Raw genomic sequence first — 22,160 nt, 5'->3', positions numbered from 1 at the left:
GGGTCGTGTCCTCCTACGTCCTGTTCTTGTTGCTGGGCCTGGGGTCAGGTGCCGTCTACGGCATGCTGGCCCTGGGCCTGGTGCTCAAGCACCGCAGCGGCGGCGTCGTGGACTTCGGTCACGGTGCCGTCGCGATGTTCATCGCCTACGTCTACCTAGGACTGACGAACGAGGGCACGCTCCAGTTCCCGTGGCTGGGGATCCCACACGAGATCGACCTCGGCGGCCCGCTGTCCACCTGGCCGGCGATCGCCGTGTCGCTCGTCTACGCGGCGATCTTCGGTGCCGTGTTGTACTACTTGATCTACCGCCCGCTGCGGGCCGCGACCCCGCTGACGCGCGTCTGCGCGTCGGTCGGCACGATGCTCGCGCTGCAGGCGATCGCGGTCCTCAACTTCGGCACGACCGCCAAGTCGACCCCGGCGATCCTGCCCAACAAGCCGTTCAAGATCGGCGACATCACGGTCCCGGTCGACCGGCTCTGGTTCGCCGGCATCGTGATCGTGCTCGCCGTGCTGCTGGCCGCGGTCTACCGCTTCACGCGCTTCGGCCTGGCGACCCGCGCTGCCGCCGAGAACGAGCAGGGCGCCGCGCTGGTGGGCCTCAGCGCCGACCGCATCGCGGCGGGCAACTGGGTCCTGGCGACGATCCTCGCCGGTGTCGCGGGCATCCTGATCGCTCCGGTCTCCACGGTCGACCCGTCGTCCTACACCTTGTTCATCGTGCCGGCGCTGGGCTGCGCGCTGCTCGCGCGCTTCCAGTCGTTCGCGGTCGCCGCGGGCGCGGGCCTCGTGCTCGGCATGCTGCAGAGCGAGATCACCAAGCTGCTCACGGTCGTCTCGTGGCTGCCCGAGGAGGGGCTGCCGCAGGCGCTGCCGTTCCTGCTCATCGTCATCGCCATGACCCTGTTCTCGCGCGGCGTCGGCGCGCGCGGCGTGGTCGCCGAGCTGAAGAACCCGTCCTTGGGCCGGCCGACGCGGCCGGTGCCGACGGCGATCATGTGCTTTGTCGTGGGCACGATCGCGCTGATCGTGCTGAGCGGGTCGCTGCGCGTCGCGATGACCGCGTCGATCTGCACGACGTGCTTGGCGCTGTCGCTGGTCGTGCTGACCGGCTACGTCGGCCAGGTGTCGCTGGCGCAGATGTCGTTTGCGGGCATCGGCGGCTTCGAGGTCACGCACCTCTTCGGCCCGAGCATGCCGTTCTTCATCACCTTGCTGGCGTCCGCGCTGGTCGCGATCCCGCTCGGGCTGCTGATCGGCCTGCCGGCGCTGCGGCTGCGCGGGGTGAACCTCGCCGTCGTGACGTTGGCCGCGGCGTTCGCGCTGGACGCGGTGCTGTTCAACCGCGAGGACTTCGGCGGCGGCCTGGCGGGCCGCGACGTGCCGGACCCGTCGCTGTTCGGCTGGAACGTCGGGATCGCCGATGGCAACGACTACCCGCGTGTGATCTTCGGCGTCGTCGCGCTGCTGATCGTCTGCGTGGTCGGCGTGCTGGTCGCGCGGCTGCGCAACGGCGCGGCGGGGCGCATGTTCATCGCGGTGCGCTCCAACGAGCGCGCGGCGGCGGCGATCGGGATCGATGTCGCGCGGACCAAGCTGATGGCCTTCGGGCTCAGCGCCTTCATCGCCGGCCTGGGCGGCGGGCTGCTGGCCTACCAGCAGCAGACGGTGAGCGCGCCGTCGTTCGCGACGTTCGCGTCCCTGTCGCTGCTGGCCGTGACGTACGTGGCCGGCGTGGGCCGGATCGCGGGCGCGGTCGTCGCGGGCGTCATGTTGTCCTCGACGGGCCTGTTCGTCACCGCGATGGACAAGGCCTTTGGTGTTGGCAAGTACCAGCTGTTGGTCGCGGGCGTCGCGCTGACGCTGACGGCGATCAAGCAGCCGGACGGGATCGCGGCGACGCCGCCGCCTCCGCTGGTGAAGCTGTGGGCGTGGCTGAACTCGAAGTGGGAGAAGCGCGGGAGCGGCAACGGTGCCGCCCCACCCACTCCGGTGGAGGCACCCCGGGCCGCGGTGAAGTCGTGATCGCGTTGGACCACGCGGGGCTGACCGTCGAGGACCTCGACGGCGCCTCGGAGTTCTACGCGCGCGCCTTCGGCTTCTCGGCCGAGTTCCCGTTCGAGCTGGGCGTCGACGGGATCCGCGGCGTGATGCTGCGCCACCCCGAAGGAGCGCGGCTGGAGCTGTTCTCACGGCCGGACGTCCGCGGCGGAGAGCAGCGGGGCGCGACGCCGATCGAGACCATCGGGTTCCGCGGCTACGGGCACTTCGCGCTGACGGTTGAGGCACAGGGGTTGGAGGATGTGTTCGCGCGCGCCGTGGAAGCGGGCGCCGCCGAGCGCGTCTCGCCGCGGCCGTCGCCCGAGCCGGGCATCCGCTTCGCGTTCGTCGCGGATCCGGAAGGCAACTTGATCGAGTTGGTCGGGCGGCCCGCGTGAGCGGGCGGCTGGAGGGCAAGCGGGTCCTGATCACCGGGACCGCGGGCGGGCAGGGCGCGGCGGCTGCGCGGCTGTTCGTGGCCGAGGGCGCGGAGGTGGTCGGATGCGACCTCGACGCCGAGCGGGCGGAGGCCGTCGCCGACGACGCGGGCTTCACCGCGTTCGCGCCGGTCGACCTCGCGGACCCCGACGGCGCGGTCGCGTGGGTGGAGGACGCGGTCGGCGTGCTCGGCGGCATCGACGTCCTGTACAACAACGCGTCCGCCACGCGCGTCGGGCCGTTCGAGGACGTCAGCTGGGACGACTGGCGCTTCACGCTGCACAACGAGCTGGACCTGATCTTCACGGTGACACGCGCCGCGTGGGAGCCGCTGGCGGCGGCGCGTGGGTTGATCATCAACACGGCGTCGGTCTCCGCCTGGCGCGGTGCGGCGTTCACCGAGCAGGCCGCGCACGGCGCGGCGAAGGGCGGCGTCCTGGCGCTCACACGGCACCTCGCGGCGAGCGGGGCCAAGCGCGGGATCCGCGCCAACTCGATCTCGCCCGGGCTGACGGTGACGCCGCAGATCCAGGAGTTCCTGGACGACCCGTCGCATCCCATGCACGGGATGGAGGCCGCGCACCCGCTGGGGCGCCTCGGGCAGCCCGAGGACGTCGCGCGCGTGGCGTTGTTCCTGGCGTCGGACGACGCCGCCTATCTCAATGCCATCGACATCGTGGTCGATGGTGGGCAATCGGTGATCGTGTGAGGCTGCTGCGGCGTGGTGAGGACGGCTACGAGGAGGCGCGCGTCGGGCGCGTCTTCAACGCGCGCCGGCCGGAGCGTTACCCGGCGGCGGTGCTGCTGGCGGAGTCAGTCGACGACGTCGTGGCGGGCGTGCGGCTGGCGCGCGAGGAGGGTTGGAAGGTCTCGGTCCGCTCCGGCGGCCACTCGTGGGCCGTGTGGTCGGTGCGCGACGACGCGCTGCTGATCGACCTCGGCCTGATGAAGGACATGACCTACGACCCGGTCACGCAGGTCGCGACCGCCAACCCGGCGGTCCGCGGTGGCATGGACCTGGCGCCGTTCCTCGACAGCCACGGGCGGATGTTCCCCGGTGGGCACTGCGAGAGCGTCGGGATCGGCGGCTTCCTGCTCCAGGGCGGACAGGGTTGGAACTCACGGCAGTGGGGCTGGGGCTGCGAGAACGTGCTCGCGGTCGACGTCGTGACCGCGGCCGGCGAGCTGCTGCGCTGCGACGCCGAGCGCAACAGCGACCTGTACTGGTCGGCGCGCGGATCGGGGCCGGGCTTCCCAGGTGTGGTCGTGCGCTTCCACCTGAAGACCTACAAGAAGCCGCGGGCGTTCGTGCAGGACACCTGGACGTTCGCGTTGGAGGACCTCGAGGAGCTGTTGTCGTGGTTGCACGACGTGCTCCCGACGCTGGACAAGATCGTCGAGCCGGTCGTCGCCGCGACGCGTCTGCCCGACGTGCCGCTCTATGACTGGGCCGTGCGCCCCGATGGCCCCGTGCTGCTGCTGCACACGACCGCGATGTGCGAGAGCGAGGCGCAGGCCGCGACGTTGTTGAAGCCCTTGATGCCGCCCGCGTCGCTGGCTGGACATGCGCTCGGGCACGTGCGCGGGCTGACGACGATCGCGCAGGAGAACGCGGCGCAGGCGCTCCAGAACCCGGAGGACCACCGCTACGCGGTCGACTGCACGTGGACCGACGCGAGCGCCGAGGAACTGGCGCCGGCGCTGCGCGAGCTGTGGTCCGGGCTGCCGACCGAGCACTCGTTCTCGATCTGGTACGGCTGGGCGCCGACGCGGCCGCTGCCCGACATGGCGTTCTCGGTGCAGGCCAACGTCTACTGCGCGACGTACGTGATCTACACGGACGAGAACGATGACGAGCGTCATCGGTCTTGGGTCCACGAGCAGACGGCGGCGCTGGCGGCGGCGGGCGAGGGCGGCCGCGGCGTCTACCTCGGCGACACCGACTTCACCCGGCGCGCCGATCGCTTCATGAGCGATGACAACTACGCGCGGCTGGAGGCGATCCGGTCCCAGCGCGACCCGGACGGGATGATCTGCGGGTACCTGGTCGCCGAGGGCGTGCCGCTCAACGCGGCATGAGCCCGCCGTCGGGCACGAGCGTCTGACCCGTCAGGGCGGCGGCGCCGTCGGTGGCGAGGAAGGCGACGGTGGCGGCGACGTCGTCCGGCACGAGCGTGCGCGGGAGCGCCTGTCGGTGCCTGACGCCCTCGAACGCCGCGGCCGGCATGCCCGCGCGGGCGGCGGGCGTGTCGGTGAGGCCCGGCGCGACGGCGGTCACGGCGATGCCATCGGGTCCCAGCTCGTGCGCGAGCGTCCGGGTGATCCCGACCAGCGCGGCCTTGCTGGCGACGTAGGGCAGGAGGTCAGGCGCGGGCGGCGCGTAGACGGTGTCGGAGACGACGAAGACGATCCGTCCGAAGCCGCGCTCCGCCATGCCCGGCGCGAAGGCGTGGGCGAGCAGGAGGCCGGCCTCGACGTTGACGGCGAAGACGCGGCGCAGCGCGTCGAGGTCGAGCTGGGCGAGCGTGAAGCGGTCAAACGCGGCCGCCGCGTGGACGAGGACGTCGCAGCGCTCGAGCGCGCCCGCGGCACGCTCGACGTCGTGCGCGTCGGCGAGGTCGACCTGGTCCCGGTCGAGGATGACGACGTCGTGGCCGCTCGCGCGCAGGGCGTCGGCGATGGCGGAGCCGATCGCGCCCTGGCCGCCGGTGACGACCGCGGTGCGCCGCTCGTCGCTCACGCCGCCGCCCTCCGCGCCGCGTCCACGCCCGCGAGCCGGCCGAAGACCATGGCGTCGGTCAGGCCGCCGCCATGGTCGATCAGGTGGCCGTAGATGAGCGAGACGGCGCCGGCGGCGTAGAGGCCGGCGATCGGCGCGCCGTCGAGCGCCAGGACACGGCCGGTGGGGTCGTGGCTCGGGCCGCCGGTCGTGCCGGCGACGCCGGGCCAGGTCGGGATGGCGTACAGGTTGCCTTCCAGCGGCGTGAGGGTCGCAGGGTCGCGGTGGAACTCCTGGTCATCGCCTGCGCGCGCGAAGGAGTTGTAGGCCTCGATCGTCGCGTCGAGGTGGGGGAGGCCGGTCTCGCGCGCGTCGACGATCCAGCCGGCGTCGATCTCCACCTGGTTGTCTTCGGACCACGTGTAGTCGTTGGGCGTGCCGAGCAGGCCGTTGAGCGGGGCGGCGCGGCGCGTGGCCTCGTCGAAGATCGCCCAGGTCGGCAGGCGCGGGCGGTTGGCGTGGTGGGGCAGGTAGGTCGACAGCGCGCGCAGGCGGTCGTGGACCTCGAAGCCGGTCTCGTCGGCGAAGCGGTGGCCGTCGGCGTCGACGAGGATGTGGCCGGGCGCGTGGAAGTCGATGGCGAACGGTGAGGCGAAGCCGGGCGCGTGGAACGCAAACCACCCGAAGAACCCGTACATGTGCCACAGCGCGGCGCCCGCGTCCTGCGCCATCCGCAGGCCGTCGCCGGTGTTGGCTGAGTGGCCGACTGGCGTCGTCGGCCCGAGCGGCAGGTGCGCGTCGGCCAGGCCCGGATCGCCCTCGAAGCCGCCGCAGGCGAGGATCACGCCGCCCCGCGCCTGGACCGGACGGCCGCTGGCCAGCCGCGCGCCGACGATCGCCCCGTCGGGAGCGTGCAGCAGCCGGCGCGCCGGCGTGTCGTACTCCACCGCGATGCCGCGCTCGCGCACGGCCGCGTCGAGCAGACGCCAGAGCGCCTCGCCGCGGCGGCCCTCGCCACCGCCGACGACCGCGTACCTGATGGACTTGCCTGCGGGGAACGACGGCCAGGAGGGGAACGATGCGGGGAAGCGACCGCCGAAGCCGAGGCCCTCGGGGCCGAAGGGCTCGATCGTCCCGCCGAGCGACGTCAGCCACGGCTGGAGGTCGTGGAGGCCGTTGACGTAGGCGTCGATCACATCGCGCGGCGTGCGGCCGAAGCAGAGCGCGTCGACGTGGTCGGCGGCGTCGGGGTCCGGCGCGTCGAAGAGGAAGCCGCCGGAGTGGATCGCGTTGCCGCCGCCGGCCGCGGTCTTCTCGATCACCAGCACTTCGGCGCCGGCGTCGTGCGCGGCGATCGCGGCAGCGGCGCCCGCGGGGCCGTACCCGATCACCAGCACGTCGGTCATCCGCGCGTCCGGATCGGGTCGGTGACGCCGTCCCACTCGGCGCGCGCGGCGCGGATCGTCTCATAGAACCCCAACAGCGGCGGCGCGGACTGGAGCACCTCGACGTGGTGGCCGAGCGTGTCGCGGCCGTCGAGCCAGACCGCGTGCGCCGGGCCGGTCTTGCCGGTGTGGAAGACCTCCAGGCCTGCGGCCTCCAGCCGCGCGACCTCGGCGGCCGCGTCCTCGGCGACGATCCCGAGGTGGCCGAAGCCGGGGCGGCCGAGCAACGCCTCCAACTCGGGCGGGGAAGCGGAGTGGACCTGGCTGACCTCGACCAGCAGCCCGCTCGGCGTCGCGGCGAACGCGGAGGAGTGGTCGTACTCGGCGTCGCCGCTGCGGTAGGTCGTCTCGTCGAACGCGAGGTGCTCGATCAGGAAGAACGGCCCGGTCTCCAACCGCGTCATGAACCCGGGCAGCGCGTCGCGCAAGTCGCCCTCGACGACGTAGCCGATGTGATGGATGTCGCTCATGTGGTGGTTCTCCCGATGGCATAGCGGAACACGTTGTCCATGGAGACGCTGCCGTCGGCGCGCGTGAACGGCATGATCGCGGGGGCGAGTGCGGCGCGGACCGCGGCCTCGCCGACGGCCTCCATCGCGCGGGCGCCGCCCGCGGAGCACAGCACGGACAAGATGGTGTCCTGCACCGAGGCGTGCGCCCAGGCGAGCGCGACCTCCCCGGCGGAGACGGGCTCCAGGTCGGCCTGCGCGAGCAGGTCTGAGAGGCCGTCCGGGCCGGACAGCGCGTAGGGCGCGTAGCCGTCGTCGCGCGCGCCGACCGCCGCCTTCATCGCCAGGTGCAAGGCGGTGGACTCGCAGCGCTCGGGCTCCGCGAACGTGGACGCGGCGACCAGACCGCCGTCGGCGCGCACCAGGCGCGCGGCCTCGCGCACCGCGGCGACGGGATCGGCCGCGAACTGGAACGCGTTGAAGCCGGTGGCGACGTCGAAGGCGCCGCCACCGAACGGTGCCTCCTCCAGCGCAGCCGTGGCGAACTCGCCGTCCGGGACGCGCTCGCGCGCGATCTCCAGCAGCTCGGGCGTCGCGTCGATCCCGGCCACAGTCGCCCCGCGCTCGGCGGCCATCTGCGCGGCCAGGCCGGAGCCGCAGCCGAGGTCGACCAGGCGCGTGCCGCGCCCGACGTCCAACGCGTCGAGGACCGCGGCGAAGAGCGGGACGTTCTGGGGCTCGGCGAGGCGGGCCCAGTCGGCGGGGCGCCGGCCCCAGAGCGCGGCCTGGGCGGAGGCCGCGGCGGAGGCGGTGAGCGTGGGGTTCACGAGGTCCTTGATCCCGCCGCGCCGAAGCGCGGCAGGCCGGGATGGGGGACGAGGCGGGTCGGGACGTCGATCACGGCGGGCAGGCCGGAGGCCAGCGCGCGCTCCAGCGCCGGGCCGATCTCCGCGGCGGTCGTCACGCGCTCGGCGTGGCAGCCGAACGCGCGGGCGATCGCGACGTGGTCGGTGCCCTCGAGCTCGGTGCCCAGCTCGAAGCCGCCGCGCTTCTGCCCCAGCCGGATCACGCCCCAGGCCGAGTTGTTGTGGATGACGGTGACCGTCGACAACCCGTGGCGGCGCGCGGTGTCGAGTTCGGCCAGCGTGAAGCCGAAGGCGCCGTCGCCGGTGATGTTGACGACGGCGCGGCCGGGGTAGGCGAGCGCGAGCGCGTTGGCGTAGGGGAGGCCGAAGCCGAGGTGGCCCATGCCGGGCTCGTGAAAGCGGGTGCGCGGCGCCCGGGCGGGCGTCAGGTCGTTGGCGAAGAACGAGGTGTGGGCGCCGTCGTAGACGACCAACGCGTCGTCGGGCAGGGCTCGGCCGAGCGCGTCGGCGAGCGTCGCGGGGTACAGCGGGCCGCCGTCCGCGCTGGCCGTGGCGGCGTCGGCGAGGTACGCGGCACGCGCGTCGCGGTGCTCGGCGGCGAGCCCGTCGAGCCACGCGCCGTCCGTGGCGCGCGGACGATCGGCAAGGGCGGCGTGCAGCGCGGCCAGCGTCGCGCGCGCGTCGCCGACGATGCCGACCGCCGGCGTGATCAGGCGGCCGATGACCTGGGGATCCACATCAACATGGATCAGCGCGCCCGTGATCGGCGGCGCGCTGCCCTCCCACCACCACGACGAGAAGCGGCAGCCGACGGCGAGCACGACGTCGGCCTCGCGGACGGCACGCAGCACGGCGTCGCCGCCGATCAAGCCGCCGTGGCCGAAGAAGTTGGGGTCCTCGGTGGAGACCACGCCGAGGCCCATCTGCGTGGCGGTCGTCGGGAGGCCGAGCGCGCGGGCCTGCTCCTCGGCGCCAGCCCGGGCGACGCCGCCGCCGGCGATCAACAGCGGACGCTCGGCACCCGCGAGCAGCTTGGCGGCGCGGGCGATGGCGTCGGGATCAGGCGCCGGCGGCGCGGGCACGATCCGGGCGAGCGGGGCGTCCAGCTCGGCGACCGCGAAGTCGGCCTCCTGCGCCAGGATGTCGGCCGGGATCTCGAGGTGAACCGGCCCAGGCCGCCCCGCGAGCGCCTCACGGACCGCGCGGTGCACGAGCGCCGGCAGCCGCGCCGGGTCGCGCACGACCGCGCCCCACTTCGTCGACGCCGCGAACAGCTTGGTGTTGTCGGTCTCCATCACCAGGCCGTCGAACGGGTAGGCGACGTGGGTCGGGACGCCGGAGGTGACCACCAGCACGGCCAAGTTGTCCGCGTACGCCGAGCCGAGCCCGCTGACGAGGTTGTGCGAGCCAGGGCCACTCTCTGAGTAGGCCACCGACAACCGGCCGGTGGACGCGTAGACGGCCGCGGCCATCCATGACGCCGCGGCCTCGTGGCGGACGCCGACGTGGGCGAGCGACTCCTCCTCGCCGACGCTGCGCAGCCACGGCGCGAGCTTGCCCGCGGGGATGCCGAAGACCTCGCGGACGCCCGCGGCGACCAGGAGCCGGGTCAGCGCCGCGCCGACCCCGAGGCGGACCGTCGGCGACCCGGCGACGGATTCCAAAGTTGGATGCACTCTGATGGACTGTATGCGATAGTCCGGTCCATGGGCAACCCGCAGAAGGTCGACTGGGACGCGCAGGAGTTCACGGAGGTCCGCCCGGGCATCTTCGGCGCCACCGTCCACACGCCCCAGCTCACCGCGACGCTCTACCGCTACGGGCCCAGCTCGGCCTGGGAGGAGCACCAGCACCCCCAGGATCAGGTCACGACGGTCCTGATGGGGACGATCGACTTCATCGTCGCCGGCAACCCCGTGCGCCTGACCGCGGGCCAGACCGCGACGCTGCCCGGCGGCGTCCCGCACTCCGCGACCGTCCCGGCCGGTGGCATGGCGATCACGATCAACGTGCTGACGCTCCGCCCGGAGACGCCGCGTGCCTGACGCCAAGAATCCTTGGCTCGGCCTCGACGGCGCCCGCATCGTCGTCGCGGGCGGCTCCGGGACGATCGGCGCCGCCCTCGTCTCCGGCTTTGAAACCGCGGGCGCGACCGTCGGCAACATCGACCTCAACCCCCAGCACGGCGCGGTGCGCGTCACCGCCGATCTCACGACGGCACAGGCCGGCCGCGACGCGATCGCCCAAGCGCGCGAGGAGCTCGGCGGCCTCGACGTCTTCGTCCACGCCGTCGGCATCAACGACCGGCGCCCGATCGAGGCCTACGACGACGCCGACTGGGAGCGGTTCATCGCCATCAACTTGACCTCCGCGTTCGCGACCGCGCAGGCCGCGCTGCCGCAGATGCGCGAGCAGGGACACGGCCGGATCGTGTTCTTCAGCTCGGTCGCCGGACGCAGCGGCCACAAGCTGCACGGCCCGTACGCGGCGACCAAGGGCGCGATCAACCAGCTGATGCGCGTGATGGCCCACGAGCACGCCCAAGACGGCGTGACGGTCAACGCGGTCGCGCCCGGCTACATGGACACCGAGCTGACGCGGGACTATCTGGACGCCAACCCGGACAAGCGCGCCGCGCTGGTCGACCTCATCCCCGCCCGGCGGTTCGGGCAGCTGGAGGAGGTCGTCGGCCCGGTGCTCTTCCTGGCCTCGCGCCAGGCAAGCTTCATCACCGGGCAGGTGCTGTACATCGACGGCGGCCGCACGGTCGTCTGAGCAAAGGGAGCGATATGGGTCGTTTTGACGGCAAGACGGTGATGGTCACCGGCGCGGGCACGGGCTTCGGCGCGGAGCTGGCGGTGAAGGCCGCCGAGGAGGGCGCGGCGACGGTGGTCGTCCACTACCGCTCCTCGAAGGCGGGCGCGGAGGAGACGGCCAAGCGCGTGGAGGCGCTCGGCGCGAGCGCCACGCTGATCCAGGGCGACATCTCGCTCTGGGACGACATCAAGCGCATGGCCTCCGAAGCCGGCGATGTTGATGTGCTGGTCAACAACGTCGGCGACATGGCCTCCGACCAGAACGGCTGGGACGACCTCACCGAGGAGATCATCGACCACTGCCTCGCGGTCGACATCAAGGGCACCATGTTGATGGTCCACGAGTTCGGCAAGGCGATGAAGGCCCGCGGCCGCGGCGCGATCGTCAACATCGGCTCGACCGTCATCGTGCGCGGCAGCCCGCGTGCGCCGATCTACGCCGCGGGCAAGTACGGCCTGCTCGGGATCACCAAGTCCTACGCCAAGGCGCTGGCGCCCGAGGTCCGGGTCAACACGTTCGCGCCGGGCTTCATGGCCACCGAGGCCGTCCTCACGCGCCCGGACTTCCAGGCCGGCCGCGGCGAGCAGATCACACGCGACACGCCGATGGGGCGGATCCCGCCGCCCGAGGACGTCACCGCCGCGGCGCTGTTCCTGGCCACCGATGACGCGATGCACATCACCGGCTCCTACATGATCTGCGACGGCGGCTACTCGATGCTCGGCGCCTGAGGCGCCGCGGGCGCGTCCGGCGTCTCGGGCGTTGCGCGGTGGCGCTGGACCAGGCGGTACGTCAGGTACAGCCCCAGCGCGAACAGCGGGATGCCCATCGCGGTGCGGGCGACGCCGAGCGCGACGACCGCGCCCGCGATGTAGAGCGGGAGCTGCACGGCGAGGCGCAGGCCGAAAAGGCCCGACCACAGGAACGAGGCCCGGGTGAAGGCGCGCAGGCGCACCGGGTCCTCGCGCCAGGCCGTGCCCTCGCCGTCCAGCTGGCCGACGATGTAGCCGACGATCGGGCGGCGGATCGAGGCGGAGATGAAGAACGCGGCGGCGTAGGCCGCGTTCAGCAGCAGGCCGGGGAGGAAGAAGTTCTCGGCCTTGCCCGAGCGTGCCGCGACGAACGCGGCGAAGCCGACGCCGATGATCCCCGACAGCGCGTGGCGCGGCGTCTGGCGGCGCACCAGGCGCGCGACGCCGAAGACGACCGCGACCGCGACGGCCACGATCGCCGCCACGTTGGTGTCGGTGAACGGGTAGACGGCGGCGTAGGCGACGGCGGGCAGCGACGTCTCGGCGATGCCGAGCGTCCCGCCGAGCGCCTCCATCATGCTCGGCGGCTCCGGCTCGCGTTCGGCGGCGAGAGGGTCGCTCTGGGTCGGGTCGGCGGCGGCCACGGACGAAGGATGATGGCGCACCTCGTAGGATCCGCGCCGTGTCCACCCTGACCCTGCTGCACAACCCGCACTGCCCGACGTCTGTCCACGCGCTCGACGCGCTCCAGGACGCGGGCCGCGAGGTGACCGTTCGCAAGTACCTGCTCGTGGCCGAGCGGTTGAACGCGGACGAGCTGCGGTCGCTGGCACAGCGCCTTCAGGGCGATCCCGTCGACGCGCTGATCCGCCGCGACGCGAAGTACAAGCAGCTCGAGCTGGACGCCGACGGTCTGGGCGTCGAGGAGGTCGTCGCGATCCTCGTCGAGCATCCCTCGCTGCTTCAGCGCCCGATCCTCGACGACGGCGACGCCGCGATGATCGGACGCCCGCGGCCCCGCGCCGCGGCGTGGGCGAAGGCCGGCCGCGTCGTCGAGGCGGAGTAGCGCAACAAAGTCCCACGACGTTGCAATCCGGGCCCGGCCGCCCTTAGGGTGCACGGCCATGTCCCGTTTCGGTCCCGTCGTCGCGGGCGCCCTCCTGGCGCTCGCGCTCCCCACCACCGTCCACGCCGCCGAGAAGCCGCGGTTCGAACGCATCGCCGGCTACAAGTCGCCAGGCACGCCGGCCAAGTACGACAAGGTCGGCATCCTCAAGATCGGCTCGTCCAAGGCCAAGAACATCCTGGTCCTGAACCCGGGCACGTCGGCGAGCGCCGCGTACTTCGCGCCGCTGGCGACGTCGCTGGTCGCCAAGGCCAAGGACTGGCAGGTGTGGGCGGTCGAGCGCCGCGAGAACCTGCTCGAGGACCACACGGTGCTCGACCAGGCCAAGGCCGGCAAGGCCACCGCGTTGCAGGCCTTCAACTACTACCTGGGCTGGATCAAGGACCCGTCGATCAGCTCGCACGTGCGCCTGATCCCGGACGCCGAGGTCACGTTCGCCCGGCAGTGGGGGATGAAGACCGAGATCGAGGACCTGCGCCGCGTCGTGCTGAAGGCCAAGAAGGTCGGCGGCAAGGTCGTCGTCGGCGGCCACTCGCTGGGCGGCACGATCACCACCGCCTACGCGACGTGGGACTTCAAGGGCACGCCCGGCGCCAAGGGCCTCAGCGGCCTGCTGCTGATCGACGGCGGCTCCGGCTCGACGCCGGTGGCCACGGCCGACGCCCAGAAGAACCTCGACACGGTGAACGGCGGATCGCCGTGGCTCCAGTTCGGCGGCATCGCCGCGCCGTTCACCGGGCTGTTCAACTCCACCGGGTCGATCGGCGTCCTCAAGGATCCCAACTCGCCCTCGGTCGGCCAGGCCTCGGGGCTACTGCCCGCCAACCTCGTCCCGCCGACGCCGGTCACCAACGTGGGCCAGTACGGCTACGCGCTGGACACCGCCACCTCACCCGCCGGGCTGGTCGCCGCGCAGGCGCACCTCGGCCACCTGACGGCTACGGGCGGCTGGGACGACGCGAACGAGCTGACGCCGATCAAGCGCTACGCCGAGGCGTTCGCGGGCTGGGGCATCAAGGGCCTCGACGGCACCGCCTGGTACCACCCGCTGCGCCTGACGATCGACGCCGGTGCCGTGGCGGCGGGCAACGCCAACCCGGCCCAGAAGATCCTCGACGTCCACACCACCCACGGCGACGATCTCCCGAAGGGGATCAAGATCTACGCCTTCGGCGCCTCGCTGGGCGGGACGCGGATCATCGACGCGGCCAAGAAGCTGGCCCAGCAGTCGCACGTACCTTCCAAGGACCTCACGCTCCTTGACCGCCACACCACCTACGCCCACAACGACCCCAACACGGCCGCGCCCGCCAAGAACGAGTTCTTGAAGCGGTTGGTGCCGTGGCTGAAGGGGATCGCGAAGGGCTGACGCTCAGTCCAGCGGGACCCAGGCCAGGACGAAGGCCCCTGCGGCGAGCGCCATCGCCATGTTGTGCCAGTAGGGGTCCGCGGTCGCCACGGAGGCGCCGATCATCCCGGCGCAGATCAGGTGCAGGACGACGTTGCGGACGATGCGGGCCATACGAGACCCACATCGTCCGCGGTCGCCGTCGCAGGCGAGCCCCGCACGGCTCGTCTCGGCGGGTGGTCGAGTCGCGCATCCCCAGAAGTGGGACCCGCCCACCCGCGCGGCGCAGGGAGCGGACGACTTCGTCGTAAAATCGGTGTCGGTGCTTCTGAACCACACGGTGACCGCCCCCACGGCGAGGGTGCCCTACGAGCTGTTGTCTCCGGCGCGGACGTCCGCCGCCAAGGACCCGGGCAAGACCCTCACGTTGGTCGCGAAGTCCGCGGGCACACCAACTGACGCGGTGGTTGCGGACGCCGCGAGCTGGGCGGCCGGCGACGTGGCGGTCGACACGAGCGTCAGCCACACCGTGACGTTCACCAACGCCGGCGACGTCGACGTCCCCGTCGGCGAGGTCGACGCGGACGGCGACGACGCGTTCGAGGTCACCGGCGGCACGTGCGCCGCGGGCCTGGTGCTCGCGCCCGGCGCGACGTGCACGGCGGTCGTGACGTTTGCACCGGAGCGCGCCGGGGCGGCGAGCGCGACGCTCACGCTGTGGCCGCAGGGTGATGCTGATGAGGCCGTCGTCGCGCTGAGCGGAAACGGGATCGTGCCGCCGCCCGACTCCGACGACGCGGATCCGGCGCCCGGCTCGACCGGCTCCGGCGGTTCGACGGGATCCACCGGCTCGGCCGGATCGACCGGCGGCGCCTCGACGCCCGGCACGCCCGTCGCGGGCGCGCCCGCGTCGAGAACCAGGAGCCTCACGGTCGGTCCGCTGACCGCGGCGCTCCTGAAGGCGCCGGCGCTGAAGGGGACCGCGATCCAGCTCGGCGCCTTCACCTGCGCGAGCAGATGCAGGCTGAAGATCAGCGGCAGGATCACCGTCTCCGGCAAGAAGACCGAGGTCGCGCTGACCAAGGTCCTGCCGGCCAAGAAGGCCACCACGTTGACGATCAAGGTGTCGTCCTTGCCGGCCGAGAAGCTCAAGAAGACCGGGAAGGGCACGCTCTCGCTGCGCTACTCCGTGGGCGGCAGGAGCAAGGTTGTCAGCCTGAAGGTGACCGCCTAGGGACTAGGCCGCGGTGGCGCAGGCGAGGTGGAAGAACGCCACGCCGGACGGATGCTCGCGCAGGTCGCGCGGCAGCCGCAGCAGCGCGGACGTGACGCGCTCGCCGTCCGGGCCCTCGTAAACGAGCGGCTCGTAGGCGCCGATGGGTGCGCGGCAGCGCAGGCAGCACGGCGGCGCGCCGGCGGTGGTGTGGGTGTCGTCGCGGAGCACCGCGGACCACGGTACGGGCGCGCGGCGCGGGCGCCATCGGTGGTCGGCCGTGCCGCTGCTGCGGAGTTCTACGGACTTGCGGGCAGCGTGCCGCCGGCGTTGACCGGCAGCGTGGCGACAACCGTCGTGCCCGCGCCGGGCGCGGAGCTGACGTGCAGCGTCCCGCCGAGCAGCTCGGCGCGCTCGCGCATCCCGAGCAGGCCGAAGCCCGACGTCGCGACTGAGGAGTCGAAGCCGATGCCGTCGTCGCGGACGGTGACGGTCACCGCGCGGCCCTCGCGTGCGACGGTGGCGACGGCGCGGCGTGCGTCGCCGTGCTTGCGCGCGTTGTTGAGGGCCTCTTGGATGATCCGGTAGATCACGATCTCGCACTCCGCGTCGCGCTCGGCGAGGCCAGGCCCGCCGACCCCGAGATCGACATCCACATCAACTTCCAGGCCGAAGTTCGCCGAGCGCTCGGCCAGCGCGGAGACCGCGGCGGCCAGGCCCAGCTCGTCCAGCGCGGCGGGGCGCAGCTCGGTGATCAGCGCGCGCAGCGTCGCGATCTCGCCGTCGAGCTGGGAGACCGCGTCGCCGAGCAGCGCGTCGAGCGTCGCGGGGTCGTCCTTGGCCCGGCGCGCGGCGGACAGGCCGAGGCGCAGCGCGGCGAGCGACTGCAGCGTCTCGTCGTGCAGCTCGCGCGCCCAGCGGCGGCGCTCCTCCTCGGTGGCGGCCAGCCGCAGCCGGCGCTGCTCCAGCGCGACGTTCTGCGCGGTGGCGACCGCCGTCGCGGCGCTGGCGGCAAAGGACTCCAACAACCGGCGGTCGTCGTCGCCGAACGACGGGCCGTCCTCGAGCCGGTCGGCGACGAGCAGCACACCGTAGGCGTGGCCGCGGAAGACGAGCGGGACCGCGAGGCCGGCGGTGACCGCGAAGCCGAGCTGGCCGATGCCGCGCTCCAGGCGCGCCTGGTTGGCGCGCTCCTCCAGGCGCTGGGTGGACAGCGAGCGCAGCGCGGCTTCGGCGACTGTGTCCTTGACCGCCAGCCGCTCGCCGAGCAGACCGTCGGGGACCTCGCCGGCGGTGGCGGCGACGACCAGCTCATCGCCGTCGAGCAGCTCGATCGCCAGCGCGCGGGCCGACACGAGCGCGCGGCCGCGCTTGGCGACGAGTTGGAGGATCTTGTCCAGGTCGGTCTGCCCGCCGAGCGCGAGCGCGATCTGGACGGTCGCGTCCAGGGCGGCGATCGTGCGGCCCAGCTCCTGGCGCTTGTGCTCGGAGCCGGTGAAGCGGCGGGCGTGGTCGATCGCGACGCCGGCGAAGTCGGCGAGCTGGACGAGCGCGGCCTCGTCGTCGGGCGTGAACTGCTGGCGGTCGGCCTTGTCGGTGAGGTAGAGGTTGCCGTAGGGCTCGCCGCCGGCCAGGACCGGCACGCCGAGGAACGAGTGCATCTCGGGGTGACCGAGCGGGAAGCCGTAGGAGTGCGGGTGATCGCCGACCTCCTCCAGGCGCAGTGCCGTCGGGTGCGTGATCAGCTCGCCGAGGACGCCGCGGCCGCGCGGAGGTGGGCCGATCGCGCTGCGCTCGGTGGGGTCGAGGCCGAGCGTGACGAAGCGCGCCAGCCCGGTGCGGTCCTCGTCGAGGATGCCGATCGCGGCGTACTGCGCGCCGGTCAGCTCGCGGGCGGCGACCAGCACGCGCTCCAGCACGACCTCGACGTCGAGCTCGCCGAGCACGCTCCGCGCGAGCTCCAACACCCCTTGAACGCCGTCGCGCTGCGACACGCTCGGCAACGTACCTCACCCGAGCAGGGCGGTCACCTGCCGCGCGATCTCGCGGTCCTCGCGGGCGGCGATGACGTGCGTGGAGACGGCGGCGTCTGGTGCGGAGACGTCGGCGTCGGAGGTCGTCGCGGCGTTCTTGGTGGGGTCGATCTGCACACCGAGGAAGGCGAGGCGCTCGGCGGCGCGAGCGCGGATGGCGGGCGCGTGCTCGCCGACGCCGCCGGTGAAGACGAGCGCGTCGAGGCCGCCGAGGGCGGCGGCCATGGCGGAGACAGACGCGACGAGGCGGTGGATGTAGGTGTCGATCGCCTGCTGGGCCTCGTCGTCCTCGCGTTCGAGGATCTCCTTGAAGTCCTTGGTTCCCGTGAGGCCGAGCAGGCCGGACTCGTGCTCCAGCGCGTGGGCGATCGTGTCGGCGTCGAGGCCTTCATGTTGCTGGAGCCAGAGGACGAGGCCCGGGTCGACCGAGCCGCTGCGTGTCGCCATCACGAGCCCTTCGAGCGGCGTGAAGCCCATCGTGGTGTCGACCGACCGGCCGTCGCGGATCGCGCACAGCGACGCGCCGGCGCCGAGGTGGCAGGAGACGACGCGGGGCTTCTCGACCGTCCGGGCGATCCAGGCGTGTGAGAGGCCGTGGAAGCCGAAGCGGCGCAGGCCGTAACGCTCGCGCCACTCGCGCGGCAGCGCGTAGGTGTAGGCCTCGAACGGCAAGGTGGTGTGAAACGCGGTGTCGAAGCAGGCGACGTGGGGGAGATCGGGGAGCGCTTTTTGGACCGTGCGCAGCGCGTCGAGCGACTTGGGCTGGTGCAGCGGGGCGAGGTCGGTCAGTTCGTCGAGCGCGCGCTGCACGCCGTCGTCGATCCGCACCGCCTCCGTGAAGCGCGTGCCGCCGTGGACGATGCGGTGGCCGACCGCGTCGGCGTCGACGTCGTGCAGCTCGTCGGGGTCGACGACGGTGGCGTCGTCGCTGTCGCCGTCCAGCAGCGACAGCTTCAGGCTGCTCGACCCCGCGTTGACGACCAGGACCCTCACGCCGCGGGCCACGTCCAGTCGCGCACCTCCGGCGCGTCGTCGCCGACCGCGCGCGTGTGGGCGCGCAGGCGCAGGCGCGTGTCAACCATCTCCTGGCGCAGCTGGGCGTGGCGCTCGGCCAGGCCGGGGACGCGATCGATCGTGTCGATGACCAGGTGATAGCGGTCGAGGTCGTTCAACATCACCATGTCAAACGGCGTGGTCGTCGTGCCCTCCTCCTTGTAGCCGCGCACGTGGATGTTGGTGTGGTTGGTGCGGCGGTAGGTGAGTCGGTGGATCAGCCACGGGTAGCCGTGGTAGGCGAAGATCACCGGCGCGTGGGTGGTGAACAGCGCGTCGAACTGCGGGTCTGACAGGCCGTGCGGGTGATCGGACTCCGGCATCAGCCGCATCAAGTCCACCACGTTGACAACGCGGACCTTCAGCTCGGTCAGGTGCTCGCGCAGCAGCGCGGCCGCGGCGACGGCCTCCAGGGTGGGGATGTCGCCCGCGCAGCCCAGGACGACGTCAGGCTCGCCGCCCTCGTCGGAGGATGCGAACGGCCAGATCCCGATGCCGCGCGTGCAGTGCGCGATCGCCTCGTCCATCGTCAGGTAGTCGAGCGCGGGCTGCTTGCCGGCGACGATCACGTTGACGTACTGGCGCGAGCGCAGGCAGTGGTCGGCGACCGACAGCAGGCAGTTGGCGTCCGGCGGCAGGTAGACGCGGACGATCTCGGCCTTCTTGTTGACGACGTGGTCGATGAAGCCGGGATCCTGGTGGGAGAAGCCGTTGTGGTCCTGGCGCCAGACGTGGCTGGAGAGCAGGTAGTTCAGCGAGGCGATCGGCGCGCGCCACGGGATCCCGTTGGTGACCTTCAACCACTTGGCGTGCTGGTTGAACATCGAGTCGACGATGTGGATGAACGCCTCGTAGCAGTTGAACAGGCCGTGGCGGCCGGTCAGCGTGTAGCCCTCCAGCCAGCCCTGGCAGAGGTGCTCGCTCAACACCTCCATGACGCGGCCGTTTGGTGCGAGGTGGTCGTCGGTGTCCAGGCGCTGCGCCATCCAAGCGCGGTCGGTGGTCTCGAAGACCGGGCTGAGGCGGTTGGACGCGGTCTCGTCCGGGCCCATGATCCGGAAGGACGTGGGGTTGGCGGCGATCACGTCGCGCAGCCAGGTGCCCAGGACGCGGGTGGCCTCGCTGGAGGTGGTGGCGGGACCATCCGGGAGGCCGACCGCGTAGTCGCGGAAGTCCGGCAGCTCGAGGTCCTGGAGGAGCGTGCCGCCGTTGGCGTGGGGGTTGGCGCCCATGCGGCGGGTGCCCTCGGGGGCCAGGGCGGCGAGGTCTTGGCGCAGGGTCCCGTTGTCGTCGAACAGCTCTTCCGGCTTGTAGGACTTGAGCCAGTCCTCCAGCTGCTGGAGGTGCTCCGGGTTGTCGCGCAGCCCGGCGAGCGGGACCTGGTGGGAGCGGAACGAGCCCTCGGCCGGCTTGCCGTCGACCACCTTGGGGCCGGTCCAGCCCTTGGGCGTGCGCAGGACGATCATCGGCCACGCGGGGCGCTCGGTGAGCCCGTCGTCGCGCGCGGCGCGCTGGATCTCGGCGATCTTGTCGGTGGCGCGGTCCAGCGCGGCGGCGATCTGCTGGTGGACGTCCTGCGGATCGTCTCCGGTCACGAAGATCGGGTCATGGCCGTAGCCGACCATGAGGGAGCGCAGCTCGTCCTCGGGGATCCGAGCCAAGATGGTGGGGTTGGCGATCTTGTAGCCATTGAGATGCAGCACCGGGAGGACGGCGCCGTCGCGCGCGGGGTCCAGCAGCTTGTTGGCGTGCCACGAGGCGGCCAGCGGGCCGGTCTCGGCCTCGCCGTCGCCAACGACGCAGAGGACCGTCAGGTCGGGGTTGTCGTACGCGGCGCCGTAGGCGTGGACCAGCGCGTATCCCAGCTCGCCGCCCTCGTGGATCGAGCCGGGCGTTTCGGGCGCGACGTGTGACGGGATGCCGCCCGGGAACGAGAACTGGCGGAACAGCCGCTGGATTCCCTCGGCGTCATTGCGGATGTGCGGGTAGAACTCCGCGTAGGTGCCTTCGAGGTAGGTGTTGGCCACCAAGCCCGGTCCGCCGTGGCCGGGCCCGGTGACGAAGATCATGTTCAGGTCGCGCTGCTTGATGACGCGGTTGGCGTGCGCGTACAAGAGGTTCAGGCCCGGCGTCGTGCCCCAGTGGCCGAGCAAACGCGGCTTGACGTGGTCGAGCGTCAGCGGCTCGCGCAGCAGCGCGTTGTCCAACAGGTAGATCTGCCCGACCGACAGGTAGTTCGCCGCCCGCCAATACGCGTCGATCCGGTCGAGCTCGTCGGGTGAGAGGGGAGACGTCGCCATTCCTCGACGCTACCCCTAGAACAGGCGCCCAACCCCATCCACGATCGCGGCCCCGAGGAAGACCTCCAGGAGGATCCCGGCCGCGCCGATCAGGAGGCCGATGATCGCCAGCGCGACGTCCTCCATCAGGAGCGCCAGCGAGATGAAGACGACCCCGAGCGAGGGCAGGGTGTCGAGGCCGCTGAAGGGCGGGGCCAAGAAGGCGGCGACGGTGCCGCCGAGGACGAGCAGGCCGAAGACGACGCCGGAGAGGCGATGGCCGAAGAGGAAGCCGAGGCGGCGCTTGGAGCGGCGCTCCAGCCAGCGGATGACCGCCATCAGCTTGGTGATGAACTTCTCGCGCGAGCCGCCCGCGAGCGTGAGCTTCTGCCAGCGCTCTGGCAGCCAGATCTGGTCGCGACCGGCGATCAGCTGCAACGCGAGCAGCATGGTGATGATCTCGAAGACATGCGTCGCGCCACCGGTCGGCAGCGGCAACGCGGGCACGCCCATCAAGATGATGAACAGCAGCGCGAAGCTCTTCTCCTCAAAGGTCGCGATCAGGCCGCCGAGCGTCTTCTCGCCGTCACCGCTCAGCCACCCGTCGAGCTGCTCGCTGGCTGTGGGCACGCGTCGACCTTACTCGCCGGGTCGGGCAGCTCGGCCGTGACGGCCGTGCGCGGGACGACGATCACCGGGGCCGGCGAGCGGTGGATGAGGCGGTCGGCGGTCGAGCCGAGCACGACGCGGCGGATCGTGCCGTAGCCGCGCGAGCCGGTGACGACGAGGCCGACCTGGTGTGAGAGCTCCTCCAGGCGGTCGGCGGTCGAGCCGACGACGGCCTCGGCGGTGATCGTCAGGCTTTCGGTGTCCGGCAGCGCGGCGAGCATCGCGTCCAGCCGCTGCTGGGCGTCGTCGCGCAGCTCCTCGGTCAACTCCTCGATGTTGATCATCGGGATGCCGGCTGCCGCGGGCAGCAGGTCGGCGGCGACGACCTCGCGGATCGTCACCGACGCGCCCAGGGTGTGGGCCAGCTCGAGCGCGACGTCGAGCGCGAGCTTCGCCTCGGGGCTGTGGTCGAACGCGACGCCGATCGTCTGCGGCGCGGTCTTCGCCGCGTAGGCACGCGGCGCGACCGCGACCGGGCACGGCGCACCGTGCAGGACGGCGCGGCCGACGTCGCCGAGGAGCTGGCGGCCGACGGGGCCGTGGTGGGCGGAACCGATGACGATCAGATCGGCGCCCTCGCTCTCGGCGATGCGGTGCAGGCCGCGCCCGGGGGACGAGTCGGCGACCGCGACCGTGCGGACCGACTCCGGCAGGTCCGCGGCGCGGACGCGCTCGGCGAGCGTGGCGAGGGTGTCCTCGCGCAGGATCGCGGAGTAGCCGGACTGCGTCGCGCGCGACGGCGCGGGATCCCACGGGTAGGTCGAGGCGAGGATCAGCTCGGCGTTGGGGGCGAGCGTCCGGGCCAGGGCGAGGGCGTCGGCCCCGCCCGCCAGCCCGTCGTCGCCGACGATGACCTTGGTGAACGTGCTCATGGGCCTGACGCTACGCCGGGGTTGCGCGCGCGCCATCCG

General features: G+C 72.3%; 23 protein-coding genes. 10 read left to right on the top strand and 13 right to left on the bottom strand.

Features of this window, described 5'->3' with window-relative positions; genetic code table 11:
* Positions 1-5: 5 nt before the first annotated feature.
* From ACT01A_RS05705 to ACT01A_RS05690, 4 genes are read left to right on the top strand one after another with little or no spacing between them, the layout of a single operon-like run.
* Positions 6-2,027, top strand: coding sequence for an ABC transporter permease (locus ACT01A_RS05705; RefSeq protein WP_445151276.1), 2,022 nt, complete (start codon positions 6-8; stop codon positions 2,025-2,027).
* Positions 2,024-2,440: a VOC family protein gene (locus ACT01A_RS05700; protein WP_445151275.1), complete on the top strand. Its 417-nt coding sequence runs from the start codon at positions 2,024-2,026 to the stop codon at positions 2,438-2,440. The genes ACT01A_RS05705 and ACT01A_RS05700 overlap by 4 nt, the downstream gene beginning before the upstream one ends.
* The gene (locus ACT01A_RS05695) at positions 2,437-3,189 is read left to right on the top strand and encodes an SDR family NAD(P)-dependent oxidoreductase (protein ID WP_445151274.1); all 753 of its coding nucleotides are present in this window, start codon (positions 2,437-2,439) and stop codon (positions 3,187-3,189) included. The genes ACT01A_RS05700 and ACT01A_RS05695 overlap by 4 nt, the downstream gene beginning before the upstream one ends.
* Positions 3,186-4,559, top strand: coding sequence for an FAD-binding oxidoreductase (locus ACT01A_RS05690; RefSeq protein ID WP_445151273.1), 1,374 nt, complete (start codon positions 3,186-3,188; stop codon positions 4,557-4,559). Before ACT01A_RS05695 ends, ACT01A_RS05690 begins: the two co-directional genes overlap by 4 nt.
* Here ACT01A_RS05690 and ACT01A_RS05685 read toward each other — a convergent pair.
* The 5 genes from ACT01A_RS05685 to ACT01A_RS05665 are packed head-to-tail and all read right to left on the bottom strand — an operon-like array spanning position 4,546 to position 9,623.
* Positions 4,546-5,220 (bottom strand): SDR family NAD(P)-dependent oxidoreductase, encoded by a 675-nt coding sequence (locus ACT01A_RS05685; protein ID WP_445151272.1) that lies wholly within the window; start codon positions 5,218-5,220, stop codon positions 4,546-4,548. The two genes, ACT01A_RS05690 and ACT01A_RS05685, sit on opposite strands and share 14 nt — an antisense overlap.
* Positions 5,217-6,605, bottom strand: a complete 1,389-nt coding sequence (locus tag ACT01A_RS05680; protein WP_445151271.1) for an FAD-binding protein — start codon at positions 6,603-6,605, stop codon at positions 5,217-5,219. Before ACT01A_RS05680 ends, ACT01A_RS05685 begins: the two co-directional genes overlap by 4 nt.
* Entirely contained in the window at positions 6,602-7,114 is a 513-nt protein-coding gene (locus tag ACT01A_RS05675) for a VOC family protein (RefSeq protein WP_445151270.1), read from the bottom strand. Before ACT01A_RS05675 ends, ACT01A_RS05680 begins: the two co-directional genes overlap by 4 nt.
* A complete protein-coding gene (locus ACT01A_RS05670; protein WP_445151269.1) occupies positions 7,111-7,920 on the bottom strand; it encodes a class I SAM-dependent methyltransferase in 810 nt (269 codons plus the stop codon). Before ACT01A_RS05670 ends, ACT01A_RS05675 begins: the two co-directional genes overlap by 4 nt.
* The gene (locus ACT01A_RS05665) at positions 7,917-9,623 is read right to left on the bottom strand and encodes a thiamine pyrophosphate-binding protein (protein ID WP_445151268.1); all 1,707 of its coding nucleotides are present in this window, start codon (positions 9,621-9,623) and stop codon (positions 7,917-7,919) included. Before ACT01A_RS05665 ends, ACT01A_RS05670 begins: the two co-directional genes overlap by 4 nt.
* Positions 9,624-9,665: 42 nt before the next feature.
* Between ACT01A_RS05665 and ACT01A_RS05660 the strand changes: the two genes are divergently transcribed.
* Genes ACT01A_RS05660 through ACT01A_RS05650 form a run of 3 tightly spaced genes read left to right on the top strand, consistent with a single transcriptional unit; the run spans position 9,666 to position 11,507 of the window.
* Positions 9,666-10,004 carry a cupin domain-containing protein gene (locus tag ACT01A_RS05660; protein ID WP_445151267.1) on the top strand — a complete coding sequence of 113 codons (339 nt, stop codon included), beginning with the start codon at positions 9,666-9,668 and terminating at the stop codon, positions 10,002-10,004.
* Entirely contained in the window at positions 9,997-10,734 is a 738-nt protein-coding gene (locus tag ACT01A_RS05655; RefSeq protein ID WP_445151266.1) for an SDR family NAD(P)-dependent oxidoreductase, read from the top strand. Before ACT01A_RS05660 ends, ACT01A_RS05655 begins: the two co-directional genes overlap by 8 nt.
* Positions 10,735-10,748: 14 nt before the next feature.
* Positions 10,749-11,507, top strand: a complete 759-nt coding sequence (locus ACT01A_RS05650; RefSeq protein ID WP_445151265.1) for an SDR family NAD(P)-dependent oxidoreductase — start codon at positions 10,749-10,751, stop codon at positions 11,505-11,507.
* Here ACT01A_RS05650 and ACT01A_RS05645 read toward each other — a convergent pair.
* Complete coding sequence (locus tag ACT01A_RS05645) at positions 11,486-12,172, bottom strand: DUF3159 domain-containing protein (protein WP_445151264.1); 687 nt, start codon at positions 12,170-12,172, stop codon at positions 11,486-11,488. The two genes, ACT01A_RS05650 and ACT01A_RS05645, sit on opposite strands and share 22 nt — an antisense overlap.
* Before the next feature lie 38 nt (positions 12,173-12,210).
* Between ACT01A_RS05645 and ACT01A_RS05640 the strand changes: the two genes are divergently transcribed.
* Together ACT01A_RS05640 and ACT01A_RS05635 are read left to right on the top strand one after the other, a co-directional pair.
* Entirely contained in the window at positions 12,211-12,594 is a 384-nt protein-coding gene (locus ACT01A_RS05640) for an ArsC/Spx/MgsR family protein (RefSeq protein WP_445151263.1), read from the top strand.
* A gap of 58 nt (positions 12,595-12,652) precedes the next feature.
* The gene (locus tag ACT01A_RS05635; protein WP_445151262.1) at positions 12,653-14,023 is read left to right on the top strand and encodes a hypothetical protein; all 1,371 of its coding nucleotides are present in this window, start codon (positions 12,653-12,655) and stop codon (positions 14,021-14,023) included.
* Between the two features lie 3 nt (positions 14,024-14,026).
* Here the strand turns inward: ACT01A_RS05635 and ACT01A_RS05630 are convergent, their stop codons facing one another.
* Positions 14,027-14,176 carry a hypothetical protein gene (locus tag ACT01A_RS05630; RefSeq protein WP_445151261.1) on the bottom strand — a complete coding sequence of 50 codons (150 nt, stop codon included), beginning with the start codon at positions 14,174-14,176 and terminating at the stop codon, positions 14,027-14,029.
* Between the two features lie 166 nt (positions 14,177-14,342).
* Between ACT01A_RS05630 and ACT01A_RS05625 the strand changes: the two genes are divergently transcribed.
* Positions 14,343-15,236 carry a hypothetical protein gene (locus ACT01A_RS05625; protein ID WP_445151260.1) on the top strand — a complete coding sequence of 298 codons (894 nt, stop codon included), beginning with the start codon at positions 14,343-14,345 and terminating at the stop codon, positions 15,234-15,236.
* Between the two features lie 3 nt (positions 15,237-15,239).
* On the opposite strand, the gene ACT01A_RS05620 is transcribed toward ACT01A_RS05625, so the two are convergent.
* The 6 genes from ACT01A_RS05620 to ACT01A_RS05595 all read right to left on the bottom strand — a co-directional run bounded on the left by ACT01A_RS05620 (position 15,240) and on the right by ACT01A_RS05595 (position 22,121).
* A complete protein-coding gene (locus ACT01A_RS05620) occupies positions 15,240-15,446 on the bottom strand; it encodes a hypothetical protein (RefSeq protein ID WP_445151259.1) in 207 nt (68 codons plus the stop codon).
* A gap of 68 nt (positions 15,447-15,514) precedes the next feature.
* Positions 15,515-17,209, bottom strand: coding sequence for a GAF domain-containing protein (locus ACT01A_RS05615; RefSeq protein ID WP_445151258.1), 1,695 nt, complete (start codon positions 17,207-17,209; stop codon positions 15,515-15,517).
* Between the two features lie 15 nt (positions 17,210-17,224).
* Complete coding sequence (locus tag ACT01A_RS05610; RefSeq protein WP_445151257.1) at positions 17,225-18,241, bottom strand: acetate/propionate family kinase; 1,017 nt, start codon at positions 18,239-18,241, stop codon at positions 17,225-17,227.
* Positions 18,238-20,601 (bottom strand): phosphoketolase family protein, encoded by a 2,364-nt coding sequence (locus tag ACT01A_RS05605; RefSeq protein ID WP_445151256.1) that lies wholly within the window; start codon positions 20,599-20,601, stop codon positions 18,238-18,240. The genes ACT01A_RS05610 and ACT01A_RS05605 overlap by 4 nt, the downstream gene beginning before the upstream one ends.
* A 15-nt stretch (positions 20,602-20,616) precedes the next feature.
* Positions 20,617-21,210 carry an exopolysaccharide biosynthesis protein gene (locus ACT01A_RS05600; RefSeq protein WP_445151255.1) on the bottom strand — a complete coding sequence of 198 codons (594 nt, stop codon included), beginning with the start codon at positions 21,208-21,210 and terminating at the stop codon, positions 20,617-20,619.
* A complete protein-coding gene (locus tag ACT01A_RS05595) occupies positions 21,174-22,121 on the bottom strand; it encodes a universal stress protein (protein ID WP_445151254.1) in 948 nt (315 codons plus the stop codon). The genes ACT01A_RS05600 and ACT01A_RS05595 overlap by 37 nt, the downstream gene beginning before the upstream one ends.
* Positions 22,122-22,160: the final 39 nt, after the last annotated feature.

This window comes from Baekduia sp. Peel2402 (genome assembly GCF_052567285.1).
The sequence above is the reverse complement of the archived record's forward strand: the minus strand, read 5'-3'. Positions and strand labels throughout refer to the sequence as shown.

Bases quoted from the DNA above. Each gene is read 5' to 3' on its own strand.
- ACT01A_RS05660 (WP_445151267.1), top strand. From the start codon at position 9,666: ATGGGCAACCCGCAGAAGGTCGACTGGGACGCGCAGGAGTTCACGGAG.
- ACT01A_RS05595 (WP_445151254.1), bottom strand. From the start codon at position 22,121: ATGAGCACGTTCACCAAGGTCATCGTCGGCGACGACGGGCTGGCGGGC.
- ACT01A_RS05675 (WP_445151270.1), bottom strand. From the start codon at position 7,114: ATGAGCGACATCCATCACATCGGCTACGTCGTCGAGGGCGACTTGCGC.
- ACT01A_RS05630 (WP_445151261.1), bottom strand. From the start codon at position 14,176: ATGGCCCGCATCGTCCGCAACGTCGTCCTGCACCTGATCTGCGCCGGG.
- ACT01A_RS05605 (WP_445151256.1), bottom strand. From the start codon at position 20,601: ATGGCGACGTCTCCCCTCTCACCCGACGAGCTCGACCGGATCGACGCG.
- ACT01A_RS05635 (WP_445151262.1), top strand. From the start codon at position 12,653: ATGTCCCGTTTCGGTCCCGTCGTCGCGGGCGCCCTCCTGGCGCTCGCG.
- ACT01A_RS05680 (WP_445151271.1), bottom strand. From the start codon at position 6,605: ATGACCGACGTGCTGGTGATCGGGTACGGCCCCGCGGGCGCCGCTGCC.
- ACT01A_RS05650 (WP_445151265.1), top strand. From the start codon at position 10,749: ATGGGTCGTTTTGACGGCAAGACGGTGATGGTCACCGGCGCGGGCACG.